Origin of the sequence: Mesorhizobium sp. M0410, assembly GCF_040321435.1 — a bacterium.
Taxonomy (GTDB): domain Bacteria; phylum Pseudomonadota; class Alphaproteobacteria; order Rhizobiales; family Rhizobiaceae; genus Mesorhizobium.
Genome location: NZ_JAMYRN010000004.1, coordinates 101,707 through 118,878, shown reverse-complemented (window position 1 = coordinate 118,878; position 17,172 = coordinate 101,707). Strand labels below are relative to the sequence as shown.

Here is a 17,172-nt window from a genome sequence, read left to right as displayed (position 1 = left end):
CCTCGAAGCTAGCCTCGCCCCATGCGGTTCCAGGCGTCCAGCCCGGCGATCTTGTAGGCTTCGGCCAGCGTCGGATAGTTGAAGGTGTTGTTGACGAAGAAGTCGACAGTGCCACCGAGATTGATGACCGCCTGGCCAATGTGGATGAGTTCGGTCGCGCCCTCGCCGACAATATGGGCGCCGAGCAGACGGCGTGTTTCGATCGAAAACAGAAGCTTCAGAAAGCCGGTGTTGACGCCCATGATGTGGCCGCGCGAGGTCTCGCGAAACCGCGCCACGCCGACCTCATAGGCTGCACCACTCTCGCGCACCTGCTCCTCGGACTGGCCGACAGTGGAGATTTCCGGCACGGCATATATGCCATAGGGAAAGGTTTCGGGCGGCGGCGGCAACGGCACGCCGAACGCGTGGCAGGCGGCCACCCTGCCCTGCTCCATCGAAGTCGAGGCCAGGCTCGGAAAACCAATGACGTCGCCGGCGGCATAGATGTTGGGCGCGCTTGTCTGGAACGTCTGCGGATCGACCTTGATGCGGCCCCTGGGATCGGCCTCAATGCCGACCGCTTCCAAGCCCAGGCTGCCGACATTGCCGGTACGCCCTGCAGCATAAAGCACCATCTCGGAACGTATGGTGCGGCCGTCGGCCAGCATCACCTCGGCATGATCGGGTTTCGAGGCGATCTCCTTGACGGCGCTGCCCAAGCGGATGGTCATGCCGCGGTCGCGCATCTGATGGATGAAGTCGTCGACGATCTCGCGGTCGACGAAATCCAACATGGTATTGCGCGGCTCGACCAGCGTCACCGACACGTCGAGCGCCGAAAAGATCGTTGCATATTCGACGCCGATGACGCCGGCGCCGATCACCGTCAGAGTGCGCGGCAGGCGGTCGAGCTCCAGCATCTCGTCGCTGTCGAAGATCCGTGTCTTGTCGAACGGCACGTCGCGCGGCCGGTGCGGCCGGGTGCCGACCGCGATCAGCGCATGGGCGAAGCCAACCTCGCTGTAGTCGCCGGTGTCGGTGGTCAGGCTGACCTTGTTGGGGCCGAGGAATTTTGCCGCGGCACGTGCGCTCTTGACCGTGTTGCGCATGAACTGGTGCTGCAGCACCTCGACCTCATGGTCGAGCGTCTTATGCAGGCGCTCGACCAGATCGCCAACCGAAATGTCCTGCTTGACCCGGTAGCCGCGACCGTAAAAGCCGCGCTCGCGCCAGCCTGAGAGGTTGAGCACCGTCTCGCGCAACGTCTTCGACGGGATGGTGCCGGTATGCACCGACACGCCGCCGAGGCGCCGGCCTCTGTCGACCACCAGCACCGACTTGCCGAGCTTGGCCGACTGCACCGCGGCGCGGCGCCCGGATGGGCCGCTGCCGATGACCAGCATGTCGTAGTCCATGTCGCCCCGTCCCCTCGGCTTGGCGCTTTTGTTGCGCCGCAGCAAGCTAACGCTATCCGCGCCACAAATTCAACAAGTCACAGACGGCGCCAAGTGCTCCGTCACCATCTACATGGTGGACGGCTCGATCTTGATTCCGCCGCGAACCTTCACCATTTCATCCACAAGCGGCCCCGTGCATTAACCCGGGTTCGATTACGAGGAAATGACATGAACGCTCGCGTTCTCGACGGCGAAATCATCACCAGCAGGCTCGAAGATATCAGCGCCTATGAGGGCGTACGCACGCGGCGCATTCTCGCCTTCTTCATCGATTATTTCATCGTGGCGCTGCTCACCATTCCATTCGCGATCCTGGTGTTCTTGTTCGGGCTGTTGACGCTCGGCCTCGGCTGGATGCTGTTTTCCATTCTCGTGCCAGCCGTCGCCATCCTCTACATCTGGAACACGCTCGGCAGTAAAGACCAGGCCACCACCGGCATGAAGATAATGGGCATCCGGCTCGACCGACTCGACGGCAGCCCCATCGACGGGCTGACCGCCGTCGTGCATTCGGTGCTGTTTTGGGCCGGCAATGTCATCCTTTCGCCGCTGGTCCTGCTGGTGAGCCTGTTTTCCGATCGCAAGCGCACGCTGCACGACCTGCTGCTCGGCACTGTCGTCAGCCGCAGCGGCCGCTGAGCAGACTTTTGAAGCGCGGCCGCAGCCTTTGCGCACAAATGTGAAGACGTCCAATCAACCAGGCTTTCACAATCCTGTTGAATTTTTCGGCTTCCGCGCCAAAGGTAGAGCGATTCGCAGGAGTGTTTCCAAGGCTCGATGACGCAGCACCCGACCCAGTCGCCGCAGTTCTTTCTGACCGCGCCCTCGCCATGTCCCTATCTCGAGGGCCAGTTCGAGCGCAAGGTGTTCACACACCTGGTCGGCGACAAGGCCCCGGAAATGAACGATCTGTTGACGCAGGGTGGATTCAGGCGGTCGCAGAACATCGCCTACAGGCCGGCTTGCGAGACCTGCCGCGCCTGTGTGTCGGTGCGCATCCTGGCGCAGGAATTCACCGCCAGCCGCAACATGAAACGGGTCATACAGCATAATTCGGATCTGGTCGGCGCCATGCACGACGCCGAGCCCTCCACCGAGCAGTATTCGCTGTTCCGCAGCTATCTCGACGCCCGCCATCGCCGTGGCGGCATGTCCGATATGACCGTGCTCGACTACGCCATGATGGTAGAGGATACCCATGTCGACACCAAGGTCATCGAATACCGTCGCCGCGGACCCGACAGCTTCATCACCGGCAAGGGCCAGGGCGAGCTGATCGCCGTGGCGCTCACCGACAAGATGGCCGATGGCCTGTCGATGGTCTATTCCTACTTCAACCCGGACTTCGAGGACCGCTCGCTCGGCACCTTCATGATCCTCGACCACATCGCCCGCGCCAGGGCGATGGGCCTGCCCCATGTCTACCTGGGTTACTGGGTCAACGGCTCGCGCAAGATGAATTATAAGATGCGCTTCCAGCCGCAGGAGCATCTCGGCCCGAAAGGTTGGGAACGCTACAATCACGAAGCGGTTTCGCGCTGATCTTCGCTTTCGGTATTCAGTCTTAAATTGTTTCGAGGAAGATGCCCGCTGGGCTTCCGGCCGATCGGCTGGAAACCGGGCAGGTCAATTTTGCGCCTCCAAGCCTACGCGAGAATTGCCGCATGTCTTCCCACAACGAGCACCAGAGAGGCCTTCTGATCACCGCCATCGGCGGGCTGACGCTGACGGTCGACATTCCGCTGATCCGGCTCGCCGATGGCGAGGCATGGACGATCCTGCTGTTGCGCACCGGTACGACCTTCGTCGCCACGCTCATCATCTGGGCCGTCTGGCGCTCGCTGAGCGCAAAGGCGCCGCAGCTTATCCCGGGCTGGTCAGGGCTCATCGTTGCCGCCCTCTACGGGCTCGGCTCGATCGCCTTCATCACCGGCGTCTACAGCACCTCGACCGCCAACCTCGTTTTCATCCTGGCGTTCACAACCATGTTCGCGGCCCTTTTGTCATGGCTGTTCCTGAAGGAGAGGCCACGGCCCCTGACGCTTGCAGCGCTGGCACTGATGATCGTCGGCGTGACGATCATTGTCGGCGATTCCGTTGGAACCGGACATCTCTTCGGCGACCTGATGGCGCTATGCTCGGCTTTCATGATCGCAGCGGCCATCACTATCTCGCGCGCAAGCGGCAAGGATATGGGTTTCACGGCGCTGATCGGAGTGGTCCTGCCGCTGGCCGTCGCCGCCCTGATGGTTTCCAAGGTGGGTTTTCACGTCAACGCGCCATGGTGGATCGTCTTCAACGGTGCCGTCATCATGCCGATCTCTTTCTTCTGCCTCGCCAACGGCCCGAAATACATCTCCGGGCCGGAAGTGGCGATGTTCTACCTGTTAGAAACCGTGCTGGCGCCGGTCTGGGTGTGGATGATCTTCGCCGAAGCGCCGTCGCGCTACAGCCTGATCGGCGGCGCAATCCTCATCATGACCTTGATCGGCCATTCGCTCTGGCAGTTGCACGAGGGGCGCAAGCGCCGCGCCACGTTCGCCGTCAGTCACCCGGCCTGATTCTTTTTCGCGGCGGCACGTTCGGCGACAATTTCGATCTGCGGCGGCGCGTCATCGTGCTCCGCCGGTTCGGCGGCAGCGAGTTCATCGGTCAGTTCCACTTCGCGCAGCCATTCGCGCCAGATTGCGACCAGCAGGGCCATCAGCACCGGGCCTATGAACAGGCCGAGAAAACCCATCGTCTTGACGCCGCCGATCAGGCCGAAAAAGGTTGGCAGGAAGGGCAGCTTTATCGGCCCGCCGACCAGCTTTGGGCGCAATGTCTTGTCGACGACGAAGAGTTCGACCGCGCCCCAGACGAACAGTGCCAGCCCAGCCATCGGCGAGCCGCTGGCGGCGAGATAGATCGAGACCAGCGTGAAGGACAGGGGCGCGCCGCCGGGGATCAGCGCCATGATGCCGGTCAGCGCGCCGAGCGTCACCGGCGAAGGCACGCCGGCCAACCAGTAAGCGATGCCCAGCACCAGCCCTTCGCCGATGGCGATAACGGTCATGCCGGTCACCGTCGAGGAGATCGTCGCCGGCACCACGCGTGAGATCCGTTCCCATCTGGCCGGCAGGATGCGTTCGCCGAGGCGATCGACCTGTCCGGCGAAATGCTCGCCGTCACGATAGGCGAAGAACAGCGCGATCATCATGAACAGCAGCGTCAGCAAAAGGCCGAAGGCGCTGCCGCCCGCGGCAAGCACGCCGCGGTAGATGCTGCCGATATTGGCGCCGCTGATCAGCTGGATCAGTTCGCCGATACCGCCAGGGTGGCCAACGTTGACCGTCCATTGTTCATTGAGCCATTCGCCCACCACCGGCATGGTGGCAATCCAGTGCGGCGTCGGCGCACCGTAGCGGTTGGTCTCGATCGACCAGTTGACCCATTCGCGCACCTCATTGATGGCGTAGGTGCCGGCAAGCGCGATCGGCACCACCAGGAAGGTCAGGATGAACAAGATCGCAAGCGTCGCCGCGATGGTGCGGTTGCCGCCGACGCCGGCGAGCAGCCGTCGGTAGAGCGGCCAGCTGGCGAAGGCGATCACCAGGGCGGCAAGGACCGGAAACAGGAAGCCGTGGAAGAAGTAAACGCCAGCGGCAACGATCAGCACCAGGAGCCAGCGCGCCGCCGACAGCGGCGGAATGACAGCGGCCCTGAGCGGCGTCGACAGGCCAAACAGGCGCTGCTGCCGCTCCGGCTTCTGTATCCTGACTTCCTTCAAGCGCCCAATTCTCCCTGGCCCATAGCGTCGCTTATGCACTGATATAGTGCAGCAATCGTGACGACATTCCAAATGTTTGGGTAGAGCTGCTAATCTCCCCGCTTGAGGAGGAGATGGCCGGCAGGCCAGGGGGGTCGCCGAGCGTGAGACGCCAGCCTCCTCTGTCTGCGATACGTGAGGCGCCAGTCCCCTCCGTCTGCGATAAGGGTCGTGTCTGGACGTTCCGACCCCCTCTGTCGCCTTCGGCGACATCTCCCCCTCAAGGGGGGAGATACCGCTTCACCCGAACTTCCCCGTGCGCGGGAACCCCTTCGGCACCATGCGGCCGGCCGAGGCGCGGGCGCCAATCCATTCGGCAAGCTCGTCACGCGATTTGGTAAAGGTGCGGTCTGCCGAATCCTGCCAGGACAGGCCGCTTGCGAGCGTGAAGGTCTTGAGGTCGAGGACGCCGCCGTCCTTGTACTTCTGCAGGCGCACGCCCTTGCCGCGCCCCATCTCCGGGATCTCGGCCAGCGGGAACACCAGCATCTTGCGGTTCTCGCCGACGATGGCGAGATGGTCGCCCGCGACGCTCACGCAGCGCTGGGCTTCGTCTGGCGCCTTGACGTTCATCACCTGCTTGCCCTTGCGGGTGTTGGCGACGACTTCTTCTTCCGGCACGATGAAACCGTTGCCGTCATGCGACACCAGCAGCAGCTTGCGCTTGGGATCATGGACGAAGGCGGTGACGATATCCTGGTCGTTGTCCATGTCGACGATGATGCGGATCGGCTCACCATGGCCACGCCCGCCGGGCAGCCGGTCGGCGCCGATCGTGTAGAACTTGCCGCCGGTGGTGAAGACCAGCACCTTGTCGGTGGTCTGGGCATGGAAGGCGAGCTTGAGGCTGTCGCCTTCCTTGAAGGTCAGGGCCGAATGGTCGGTCAGATGACCTTTCATGGCCCTCAGCCAGCCCTTTTCCGAAACGACCACAGTGACCGGCTCGCGCTCGATCATGGCATGGGCGATATCGGTCAGGTCATGCTCGGGTGCGTCGGCGAACTCGGTGCGGCGTTTGCCGATGTCGGTCTCGGGCCCGTATTTCTGGCGAACATTGGCGACTTCCCACTTGATCGTCGCCCACTGCTTGGCGTCGGACGCAAGCAGTGCCTCGATCTGCTTCTTCTCGCCGGTCAGACCATTGAATTCCTCGCGGATTTCGAATTCCTCGAGCTTGCGCAGCGCCCTCAGACGCATGTTGAGGATGGCTTCAGCCTGGGTGTCGGTGAGTGACCAGCGGGCCATCATCACTTGCTTGGGCTCGTCCTCCTCGCGGATGATCCTGATCACCTCGTCGATGTTGAGGTAGGCAATCAAATAGCCGGCGAGGATCTCCAGCCGCCTCTCGATCTCGCCGAGGCGGTGCTTGGAGCGGCGGATCAAGACGTCGCGGCGGTGCTCCAGCCATTCCTTGAGCACACCTTTCAGCGACAGCACGTTCGGCACCTTGCCGCGCGACAACACGTTCATGTTGAGCGGAAAGCGGCTTTCGAGCTCGGTCAGCTTGAACAGCGATTCCATCATGATGCCGGGATCGACCGAGCGGCTCTTCGGCACCAGCACGACGCGGATGTCCTCGGCGCTCTCGTCGCGGATATCCTCGAGCAGCGGCAGCTTGCGTGCCATCAAGAGCTCGGCGATCTTTTCGATCAGCCTGGCCTTCTGGACGCCATAGGGAATTTCGGTGACGACAATGTTCCAGGTGCCCCTGCCCTGATCCTCCTGGCTCCATTTCGCCCTGACGCGAAAGCCACCGCGACCCGTTTCGTAGGCTTCGAGGATCGAGGCTCGACTGTCGACGATGATGCCGCCGGTCGGGAAATCCGGCCCCTGGACGAAGTCCATCAGCTTGGTGACGGGCGCATCCGGATGATCGATCAGGTGAAGCGCGGCGTCGCAAAGCTCGGCCGCATTGTGCGGCGGAATCGAGGTCGCCATACCGACGGCAATGCCGGACGAGCCGTTGGCAAGCAGATTCGGGAAGGCGCCGGGCAGCACCGCCGGCTCCTCGTCTTCCTCGTTGTAGGTCGGGCGGAAATCGACCGCATCCTCGGTGATGCCTTCCAAAAGCAGCGTCGACACTTCGGTCATGCGCGCTTCGGTGTAGCGCATGGCGGCGGCGTTATCGCCGTCGATATTGCCAAAATTACCCTGCCCGTCGACCAGCGGGTAGCGCATCGAAAAATCCTGCGCCAACCGCACCAACGCGTCGTAGATCGACTGGTCGCCATGCGGATGGAATTTGCCCATCACCTCGCCGACGATGCGGGCGCATTTGGCAAAACCCTGGTCGGGGTTGAGCCGCAACAAGCGCATAGCATGCATGATGCGACGATGCACCGGCTTCAATCCGTCGCGCACGTCCGGCAGCGCCCGATGCATGATGGTCGACAGCGCGTAGGCGAGATAGCGCTCTTCCAGCGCCTTCTTCAGATCGACCGGCTCGATATTGTCGCCGCCGCCACTCTCGGGCGGCAAAAGCCTTTTTCCCATGGGCTGGCACTAGCCGAGCGGGTGATTCGCGGCAAGAGGCACCAGTATGCCTCCTCCTAAAGCGCGTCGCGTTCGACCGGCCTCATGCGACGCTTTAGGTCCTTGTTTTGATGCATGTCGTCATCGCAAAACCGCTGCACACTTTGCGCGACATCCATTATGCAACGGGAATTGGGAGCGTCGCGACGCCGGCCAACATCAACCCGTTACATCCTGCTTCTATCGCAAGCCTGATGGATCGGGTTTGCCTTTAGCCGCGATTTTCGATCATTGTGCCGAGGCCCGCCTTTTTCCGGTCCAGTTCGTCGCCGAATGGTGACGACGCGACGATTTGAAAAGAATTTCAGGACACTCTCAGGGGAGCTCTCGATGACGATCAGGCACTCGACACTTATTAAAAGACTGGCTTTTTCGACCTTTTTGCTGACGCTGCCGCTGAATGCGGCATTCGCGCAGGATACCGCGGTCGCCGACCGGCTGAAGGCTGCCCTCGCCGCCCAGGGTGTCGACCTCTCCTGGACCGGAGTAACCGGCGACACCTCCAGCATGGTTCTGCAAGGCGTGGCGGTCAAACCGGCGGCCGAAAAGGAGGCGCTCAAGATCGGCGACGTCAAGCTCGAAGGGGTGACCGAAGCCAATGGTGGCTATCAAATCGCGACCGTGTCGACGTCGCCGTTCGAACATAGCGAGGATGGCGTCACGCTCAATCTCAGCCCCTTCGTCATCCACGACATGACGGTTCCGGCCGAAGGCGCAAGCGGCCCGCTGGGCTCGCTGATGATTTACAAATCGGCCGAGCTCGACAACATGACCGTCAAGGTGGCCGACAAGACCGCTTTCTCGATGGACGGGCTTGCCATCGCAATCACGCCGCCGGCCGACGGCAAGGCCTTGGCGTTTTCCGGCACCACGGAAAAATTCACTGCCGACCTGACACTGGTCGAAGATCCGAAGTCCAAGGAAGTCATCAACGCGCTCGGCTACCAGAACATATCGGGCAATCTTGAGATGGAAGGCACCTGGCAGCCTACCGACGGCAGGATGGACTTGTCGAAATACGAAATATCGGTCGACAATGCCGGCACGCTCGGCATGACCTTCGATCTCGGCGGCTACACGCTGGACGTCATCAAATCACTGCAGGAGATGCAGAAGAAGATGGCGGCGCAGCCCGAAGGCGCCGACAATTCGGCGCAAGGCATGGCCATGCTCGGGCTGCTGCAGCAGCTTTCGTTCAACAGCGCCTCGATCCGCTTCGATGATGATTCGCTGACCAAAAAGGTGCTCGATTATGCCGGCAAGCAGCAAGGCATGTCCGGCAAGGACATTGCCAACCAGGCCAAGGCGATCGTGCCCTTCGGCATGGCGCAGCTCAACAATCCGGAACTGACCGCGCAGGTTTCGGCCGCGGTCAACAAGTTCCTCGACGATCCGCAAAGCATCGAGGTCTCGGCCGAGCCGCCGGCAGCGGTGCCGTTCGCGCTGATCATGGCGGGCGCCATGTCCAACCCGCTCGACCTGCCGAAAACGCTCGGCGTGACGGTTACGGCAAACCAAGACTGACCGAGACAGGCTTCAAGCAAAAAGCCCGGCAGCGCTGCCGGGCTTTTTTATGAATCAACAGCACCGGTTCGGAGCGTTTTCTAAACCTCTTTCTTCGTCGCCACCACGCGCAGCGACAATTCGCGAAGCTGCTGCGGGCTGGCTTCCGACGGCGCGCTCATCAACAGGTCGTAGGCCTGCTGGTTCATCGGGAACATGGTCACTTCGCGCAGGTTCCTCGCGCCGACCAGAAGCATGACGACGCGGTCGATGCCGGCCGCCATGCCGCCATGCGGCGGCGCGCCATACTGGAAGGCGCGATAAAGGCCGCCGAAGCGCTCCTCGACTGTCGCGCGGTCCAGCCCGACGGTTTCGAACGCCTTGACCATGGTTTCGGGCAGATGGTTGCGGATGCCGCCGGAGGCGATCTCGAAACCGTTACAGACCATGTCGTACTGGAACGCCTTGATGCCGAGCAGATCCTCGCCGTTAAGCGCATCGATGCCGCCTTGCGGCATCGAGAAAGGATTGTGCGCGAAATCGATCTTCTTCTCCTCCTCGTTCCATTCGAAGAACGGGAAGTCGACGATCCAGCACAATTCGAAGCGGTCGCGGTCGACAAGATTGAGCTCCTCGCCGGCGCGGGTGCGCGCCGCTCCCGCGAAGGAGACGAACTTCTTCGGATCGCCGGCGACGAAGAAGGCGGCATCGCCATCGGCAAGGCCGAGTTGTTGTCGGATCGCGTCGGTGCGCTCCTCGCCGATGTTCTTGGCCAGCGGCCCGGCGCCTTCAAGCTTCTCGCCCTCCTTGCGCCAGAAGATGTAGCCGAGGCCGGGCTGGCCCTCGCCTTGCGCCCATGAGTTCATGCGGTCGCAGAAGGCGCGAGACCCGCCGGTCTTGGCCGGAATGGCCCAGACCTCGGCCTTCGGATCGTTGGCAAGGATGTTGGCAAATACCTTGAAGCCAGAGTCGCGAAAATGACCCGAGACGGCCTGCATCTCGATCGGGTTGCGCAGGTCCGGCTTGTCGGTGCCGTATTTGCGCATGGCGACATCATAGGCGATGCGCGGAAACTTCTCCGTCACTGGCTTGCCGGCGGCAAAGGTCTCGAACACCCCCCGCATCACCGGCTCCATGGTGGTGAACACATCCTCCTGCTCGACGAAGCTCATCTCCACGTCGAGCTGGTAGAATTCACCCGGCAGACGGTCGGCGCGCGGGTCCTCGTCGCGGAAGCAGGGCGCAATCTGGAAGTAGCGGTCGAAGCCGGACACCATGATCAGCTGCTTATATATCTGCGGTGCCTGCGGCAGCGCATAAAAAGTGCCGGGGTGGATGCGCGACGGCACCAGAAAGTCGCGCGCCCCTTCCGGCGACGAGGCGGTCAGGATCGGCGTCGAGAATTCCGTGAAGCCGACCTGGCCCATCAGCTTGCGCATCTCGGCGATGATTTTCGTCCGCGCCACGATGTTCTTGTGCAGCGTGTCGCGGCGCAGGTCGAGGAAGCGGTATTTGAGGCGGATGTCCTCCGGATAGTCCGGCTCGCCGAAGACCGGCAGCGGCAATTCCCTGGCCGCCGACAGCACTTCGATCTCGCGCGCGAAAATCTCGATCTCGCCGGTCGGCAAATTGGGGTTCACGGTGTCGGCGAGGCGCGCCTTGACCTCGCCGTCGACGCGGACGACCCATTCGCCACGCAAGGTCTCCGCGATCTTGAAGGCAGGCGAATCCGGATCGGCAACGATCTGGGTCAGACCGTAATGGTCGCGCAAATCGATGAACAGCAGTCCGCCATGGTCGCGCACGCGATGCACCCAACCCGACAGGCGAACGGTCGAGCCGACATCGACCTTCCTCAACTGGGCACAGGTATGGCTGCGGTAACGATGCATTGTCATTCTTAAAGTCCGGATGTTGGGTTGCGGCCGAGGCATGATGGCCCAGCCTGAAAATTTGCGCGAAAAGCACATGAGAGGGTGCATTTGTCAAGGCAAGCGGCGGCTGGGTCGAGTTCGCGTTCTTCCCGCCCCTATCCCACCGGCATCAATTTATGCCAGAGGCGTCAATCTGAGTTCGCTGCTCTGTGCCGGCAGTTCAACTATGCACTCACCCCTTCACCCCGCCCGCCGTGAGGCCGGAGATGATCTTGCGCTGGAAGATCAGGACAAGGATGACGAGCGGCACGGTGACGATCACCGATGCGGCCATGATGTTGCCCCACGGGATCTCGAACTGCGAGCTGCCGGAGAGCAGCGCTATCGCCACCGGCACGGTTCGCTGCTCGTTGCTGGAGGTAAACGTCAGGGCGAACAGGAACTCGTTCCAAGCGCCGATGAAGGCGAGGAGCCCGGTGGTCGCCAGCGCCGGCCACATCAGCGGCAGGAAGACGCGGCTGATGATGATCCAGGGCGTGGCGCCATCGAGGATCGCCGCTTCCTCCAGTTCGATCGGCAGGTCGCGAACGAAGGCGGTGAGCACCCAGACGGTGAACGGCAAGGTGAAGATCATGTAGGACAAGATCAGCGCGAACGGCGAATTGTAGAGGCCGAAGATGCGGATTAGCTCGAAAAGCCCGGCAAGCACCGCCAATTGCGGGAACATCGAGACGGACAGGATGATGAGGAGCAGCGCCGAACGGCCTCTGAAGCGGATGCGCGCCAGCGCATAGGCAGCGGTGATGCCGAGGAACAGCGAAATGAAGACGACGGCGCTCGAGATGAACAGCGAGTTCACGAGATTGCGCAAAAAGGTCCCCTCGGTGAACACGGTCCTGTAGTTGCTAAAGGTAATCGCCGTCGGCCAATAGTCGATCTGGAAGAGCGCCGTCCCCGATTTCAGGCTGGTAATGATGGCATAGTAGAACGGGAACACCGCGACGACGACGATAACGGCGACGAGGAGGTAGAAAGCCGTGCGCTTGACGATCCACATGGTCAGTGGTCCCCCATGATCAATAGTCCTTGTCCAGTCTTATCCGGCCGAGCCAAAGAACGAGCATGGTCAGCAGAGCGAGGATAAGGAAGAGCAACGTCGAGGCGGCGGAACCGTAGGCAAACTTGTCGAACTCAAACAGGCTCTCGCGGGCAAACACCGACATCGACTTGGTGTGTATGTTGTTTGGCGTAAGCACGTAGATCAGATCGAAGATGCGCAGGGCATCGAGACCGCGAAAGATCATGGCCACCATCAACGCCGGTCGGATGAGCGGCAAGGTGATCCTCCAGAAAACTCTCCACGCGCCGACGCCGTCGAGCTTGGCGACCTCGTAGATTTCTTGTGGAAGCATCTGGAGGCCGGCGAGAATGAGAAGCGCCATGAAGGGGGTCGCTTTCCAGATATCGACAACGAGGACGGCGACCATCGCCGTGTCGGCGCTGGCCGTCCAGGCGATTTTTGTGCTGATCAGGCCGAGCTTGAGCAGGACGTCGTTGATGATGCCGAACTGGTCGTTGAGCATCCACTGCCACATCTTAGCCGACACAATCGTCGGGATGGCCCAAGGGATTAGAATCGCGGCGCGCACGATGCCGCGGCCGCGAAACCTGGTGTTGAGCACCAGCGCGACGATCATGCCGAGCACCGTCTCGCAGGTCACCGAAATCACCGCGAAGCGCACGGTGTTCCAGACGGCGCGCCACCAGACCGGATCGGCGAGCAGCCCGTCGTAGATGACGCGGCCGCTCGGCATTTGCACGACGGAGAAATAGTTGGCGAAGCCAACCCAGCGGCGGGCTTCGAGGTCGGCGAGCGAGGCATCGGTGAAGCCGAAATAGATCGTGCGCATCAACGGCCAGCCGGCAACGGCGGCGAGCACGATGAGCATCGGGGCAAGCAGCAGCCATGCTGAGCGCGTACGCTGACGCGCCAGCAGCGAGCCTGAACGCGGCGAGATCACCAGGCGGTGCCTTTGAGCCTGGTCAAGGAGAACTCCAGATCGGCAAGGTTGTCGGCGGCTGTGCCCTCGCCGGAAATGGTGTTGTGGACGGCGGTCCAGAACTCGCTCGATGCCTCATTGTACCTGCTCTTGGCTTGGGCCGAGGGACGCGGCACCGCGTTGAGGACGACTTCCTTCCAGCGCGGAATCACCGGCTGGGCGCTGGCGATGTCGGCATCGTCATAGAGTGCCTGGATGGTCGGCAGATATGCCCCCTTCAAGGCGCGGTACTTCTGCATCTGAGGCGAGGCGATCCATTTGACCAGCCCGATCGCTGCATCCGGGTTCTTCGAATATTTGGAAACCGCGAGATTCCAGCCGCCAAGCGTTGCTGACGGGCGGGCGCCCTCGCCCGACCCCGGCGGCAGCGTGGTCACCTCGAACTTGCCTTTGATGGGGGAGCTTTCGCTGTTGCCCAGCGCGTAGGCGTAGGGCCAGTTGCGCATGAAGACGGCGTTGCCGGTCTGCCAGACTCCGCGCGACTCTTCTTCCTGATAGGCCAGAACGCCGGGGGGCGAGATGGTTCCCACCCAGCTCCTCGCCATTTCCAGCGCCGCAACTGCTTGCGGATTGTTGATGGAGATCGTGCCATCCGGCTCGATAATCTGGCCGCCGCCGTTCGACTTCACCCATTCGAGTGCATCGCAGGTCAGCCCCTCATAGGCGTTGCCCTGGAAAACGAAGCCCCACATGTCCTTGTTGCCGGCGTCGCGCTCCTTGTCCATGACAAGCTTGGCGGTGTCGGCAAGCTCGGCCCAGCTGGCCGGGACCCTGGCGCCGTATTTGTCGAGAAGATCCTTGCGGTAGTAGAGCGCCGGAGCGTCGGTGAATATCGGCAAGGCGACGAGCTTACCGTCCACGGTCTGCGATTTGATGATCGATGGGAAATGGGCGCCAACGACATCCTTGGTCGCTTCGGTCAGGTCGATGAACTGCCTTGCAAGCTGGGGGGCCCAGATGATGTCCGTTTGATAGACGTCGACGTCGCTGCTTCCGGCGGCAAGCCAGAGCCGGTATTGGCCAAACTGGTCCGTCGCCGAGGGAGGCAGCGGAACGACGCTAACCTTGTTGCCAGTCTTCTTCTCGTATTGATCGAGGATCTCGCGAAGGATTCTCTGGCCGTTGCCGGTATCTCCGGACACCATGGCGAGGTCGACAGCCCGCGCCGGCCCCGCCGCCAGAACTGCGGCCACGGCAAATGCCGCAAATGCGGAATGAAATTTCATGATGGCGGACCTCCCTTTGGAGCTTCAGGCCGGGCAGCAGAAACCACATCGATGCCCAACACCGTCTCCGCACACCGGCAGCTCACAAGACGCGTATTCGCCCACCAGCACTGAACTACAAAGATACGCCTTGGTTCCAACACGGAGGGTCCGCGCCACGCGGCAGCCCCCGGCTGGCCCCAACGCCGCCGGGAATTGCCGCTGGCATTGGCGAAGGCGATGGTTCAAGAAGGGGTCAACGACAGGCTTTCCTTCATGTCTTCCATCCGCCCGCTGATCCCCCTCCTGATCGCCGCCGGCATCCTGCTCGGCGGCAACGGCCTGCAGAGCACGTTGATTGCGCTGCGTGGTGCGCAGGAGGGTTTTCCCGCTTCGTCGATTGGCCTGATGGGCACGTTCTATTTCGCCGGCTTTTTGCTTGGCTGCCTTGCCGTTACCCGCATCATGAAGTCCGTCGGCCATGTGCGCGCCTTTTCGGCACTGGCGGCGATCGCCTCGGCGGGGACGCTGCTTCTGGTGCTGGTCATCGATCCGGTGATGTGGTGCGCCGTGCGCTTTGCCGGCGGGTTCTGCTTTGCCGGCTTGTTCACAATCATGGAAGCCTGGCTGAATTCCGGCGTCACCAACACCGACCGGGCGCGGGTGCTTGCCATCTACCGGATGGTCGACATCGGCTCGGTGACGGGCGCCCAGTTCCTGATCCCGATCTTCGGCGCCGGCGGCTTTGCCATCTTCGCCATCATGTCGATCATGATCACGCTCTCGCTGGTGCCGGTGTCGCTCGGCGACCGTTCCAATCCTGCCCCGCCCGAAGAGGTCAAGCTCGATTTGGCGCGCGTCTGGCGGATCTCGCCGCTCGGCTGCTTCGGCTGTATCGCCGTCGGCGTCACAAACAGCGCCTTCCGAACCCTGTCGCCGGTCTATGCCGAGCAGATCGGCATGTCTGTCGCCGACGTCGTCACCTTCGTCAGCGTCGGCATTTTCGGCGGCGCTATCATCCAATACCCGCTCGGCTATCTCTCCGACCGCTGGGACCGGCGTTCGGTGCTGCTGATGACGACGTGCTGTGCGATGGTGGCGGCACTGGCCCTGGCGTTCGTAGCAGGCGGCAGCCCGTTCCTCAACTTCCTGCTCGTCTTCATCTTCGGCTGCTTCGCCATGCCGCTATATTCGCTGTCGGCGGCGCATTCCAACGACCGCGCCGACAAGGGCGAGTTCGTGCTGATCAACGCTGCCTTGATGCTGTTTTATTCCTTCGGCGCCATCGGCGGCCCGTTCGCCGCGTCGACGGTGATGCAATTTTTCGGGCCGAGCGCGCTGTTCGTGTTCAGCGCCACCGTCTATGCGATCTTCGTGGCCGTCATCCTTTACCGGATGCAGGCGCGCTCTGCCGTGCCGGCCACCCATCGCAGCCGTTTTACGGCGCTGTTGCGCACGTCGACGGTTTTTGCCCGGTTGGCGAAGCGGAATGCCGATCCCGATGAACCCGCAAAGCCTGGATAGAGGTGCTTGCGCTTGACGAAAGCGCGCGCGGCTGAAATTGAAAGAGACCCTATCCCTTGCCAAAAGCGATTTGATGCACGTCATCACCACCCAGAAAGAACTCGAGACCGCTATTGCCGCTTTCGAAAAGGCGGAATTCGTCACCGTCGATACCGAATTCATTCGCGAAACGACCTTCTGGCCGATCCTGTGCCTGATCCAGATGGCAGCGCCCGGGGTGACGGCGCTGATCGATCCGCTGTCGCCCGACATCGACCTGAAACCGTTCTTCAGGCTGATGGCTAACGAGGCGATCGTCAAAGTCTTTCATGCGGCGCGGCAGGACATCGAAATCATCGTACATCTCGGCGATCTGGTGCCGCATCCGGTGTTCGACACCCAGGTCGCGGCGATGGTCTGCGGCTTCGGCGACAGCGTTTCCTACGACCAGCTGGTGCAGCGCATCACCGGCGCGCGGCTCGACAAGTCCTCGCGCTTCACCGACTGGCGCCACCGTCCGCTGTCCGAAAAGCAGCTCGACTACGCGCTCGCCGACGTCACCCACCTGATCGAGGTCTACAAGCATCTCAGCGCCGAGCTGGTGCGGGAAAACCGCGCCCACTGGCTGAACGAGGAGATGGACGTGCTGACCTCGCGCGAGACCTACGATCCGCATCCCGAGGATGCCTGGAAGCGGCTCAAAATGCGGCTGCGCAAGCCGCAGGAACTGGCGATCGTGCAGGCGGTGGCCGCCTGGCGCGAACGCGAAGCGCGCGAGCGCGACGTGCCGCGCGGCCGGGTGCTCAAGGACGATGCGATCTACGAAGTGGCGCAGCAGGCGCCGCGCGACGCTGCGGCGCTGAGCAAGCTGCGTACCACGCCGAAGGGCTGGGAACGCTCTTCGACGGCGACGGCATTGCTTGGCGCAGTCAACGCTGCCCTTGCCCTGCCCAGGGAAGAAATGCCGAAGCTGCCGAAGAGCTTCCAGCCGCCGGAGGGGTCGAGCGCCGCGGCGGAGTTGCTGAAGGTGCTGCTGCGGATCGTTGCCGAAAGGGAAGGCGTCGCCTCGAAGGTACTCGCCTCCAGTGACGACATCGACCGCATCGCTGCCGAGGGCGAGGAAGCCGACGTGCCGGCATTGCAAGGCTGGCGGCGTGCCGTTTTCGGCGAGGCCGCGCTCAAGCTGGTGCGCGGCGAACTCGCCATCAGGTTCGACAAGCGCAAGATCGCGGTGTTCGATTTGTAGCC

13 protein-coding genes are annotated in these 17,172 nt (G+C 62.2%); 6 read left to right on the top strand and 7 right to left on the bottom strand.

The features are described 5' to 3' along the window. Positions 1-8: 8 nt before the first annotated feature. Positions 9-1,397, bottom strand: coding sequence for a Si-specific NAD(P)(+) transhydrogenase (gene sthA, locus NKI63_RS06560; protein WP_352506526.1), 1,389 nt, complete (start codon positions 1,395-1,397; stop codon positions 9-11). 210 nt (positions 1,398-1,607) lie between these two features. Here sthA and NKI63_RS06555 point away from each other — a divergent pair, with 210 nt between their 5' ends. The 3 genes from NKI63_RS06555 to NKI63_RS06545 all read left to right on the top strand — a co-directional run bounded on the left by NKI63_RS06555 (position 1,608) and on the right by NKI63_RS06545 (position 4,000). Then, positions 1,608-2,078 (top strand): RDD family protein, encoded by a 471-nt coding sequence (locus NKI63_RS06555; RefSeq protein WP_352506527.1) that lies wholly within the window; start codon positions 1,608-1,610, stop codon positions 2,076-2,078. Between the two features lie 138 nt (positions 2,079-2,216). Then, positions 2,217-2,981, top strand: coding sequence for an arginyltransferase (locus NKI63_RS06550; protein WP_023717252.1), 765 nt, complete (start codon positions 2,217-2,219; stop codon positions 2,979-2,981). Positions 2,982-3,103: 122 nt separating this feature from the next. Continuing rightward, complete coding sequence (locus NKI63_RS06545; protein ID WP_352506528.1) at positions 3,104-4,000, top strand: DMT family transporter; 897 nt, start codon at positions 3,104-3,106, stop codon at positions 3,998-4,000. Here NKI63_RS06545 and NKI63_RS06540 read toward each other — a convergent pair. Together NKI63_RS06540 and parC are read right to left on the bottom strand one after the other, a co-directional pair. Further along, positions 3,988-5,208, bottom strand: a complete 1,221-nt coding sequence (locus NKI63_RS06540) for an AI-2E family transporter (RefSeq protein WP_352506529.1) — start codon at positions 5,206-5,208, stop codon at positions 3,988-3,990. The genes NKI63_RS06545 and NKI63_RS06540 overlap by 13 nt on opposite strands. A gap of 279 nt (positions 5,209-5,487) precedes the next feature. Continuing rightward, positions 5,488-7,740 (bottom strand): DNA topoisomerase IV subunit A, encoded by a 2,253-nt coding sequence (gene parC, locus NKI63_RS06535; RefSeq protein ID WP_352506530.1) that lies wholly within the window; start codon positions 7,738-7,740, stop codon positions 5,488-5,490. Positions 7,741-8,109: 369 nt separating this feature from the next. Here parC and NKI63_RS06530 point away from each other — a divergent pair, with 369 nt between their 5' ends. Then, entirely contained in the window at positions 8,110-9,303 is a 1,194-nt protein-coding gene (locus tag NKI63_RS06530; protein ID WP_352820780.1) for an aq_1923 C-terminal domain, read from the top strand. Positions 9,304-9,383: 80 nt separating this feature from the next. Here NKI63_RS06530 and aspS read toward each other — a convergent pair whose 3' ends face one another. From aspS to NKI63_RS06510, 4 genes are all read right to left on the bottom strand, one after another. Continuing rightward, complete coding sequence (gene aspS, locus NKI63_RS06525; RefSeq protein ID WP_352820971.1) at positions 9,384-11,174, bottom strand: aspartate--tRNA ligase; 1,791 nt, start codon at positions 11,172-11,174, stop codon at positions 9,384-9,386. A 214-nt stretch (positions 11,175-11,388) separates the two neighbouring features. After that, the gene (locus NKI63_RS06520) at positions 11,389-12,213 is read right to left on the bottom strand and encodes a carbohydrate ABC transporter permease (protein ID WP_352820779.1); all 825 of its coding nucleotides are present in this window, start codon (positions 12,211-12,213) and stop codon (positions 11,389-11,391) included. 19 nt (positions 12,214-12,232) lie between these two features. After that, positions 12,233-13,105, bottom strand: coding sequence for a carbohydrate ABC transporter permease (locus tag NKI63_RS06515; RefSeq protein ID WP_352820969.1), 873 nt, complete (start codon positions 13,103-13,105; stop codon positions 12,233-12,235). 68 nt (positions 13,106-13,173) lie between these two features. Next, complete coding sequence (locus tag NKI63_RS06510) at positions 13,174-14,442, bottom strand: ABC transporter substrate-binding protein (RefSeq protein WP_352820777.1); 1,269 nt, start codon at positions 14,440-14,442, stop codon at positions 13,174-13,176. Between the two features lie 255 nt (positions 14,443-14,697). Here NKI63_RS06510 and NKI63_RS06505 point away from each other — a divergent pair, with 255 nt between their 5' ends. Together NKI63_RS06505 and rnd are read left to right on the top strand one after the other, a co-directional pair. Further along, on the top strand, positions 14,698-15,945 hold the full coding sequence (locus NKI63_RS06505) for an MFS transporter (protein WP_352649937.1): 1,248 nt from the start codon (positions 14,698-14,700) through the stop codon (positions 15,943-15,945). A gap of 73 nt (positions 15,946-16,018) precedes the next feature. Beyond that, positions 16,019-17,170 (top strand): ribonuclease D, encoded by a 1,152-nt coding sequence (gene rnd / locus NKI63_RS06500; RefSeq protein WP_254817521.1) that lies wholly within the window; start codon positions 16,019-16,021, stop codon positions 17,168-17,170. Positions 17,171-17,172: the final 2 nt, after the last annotated feature.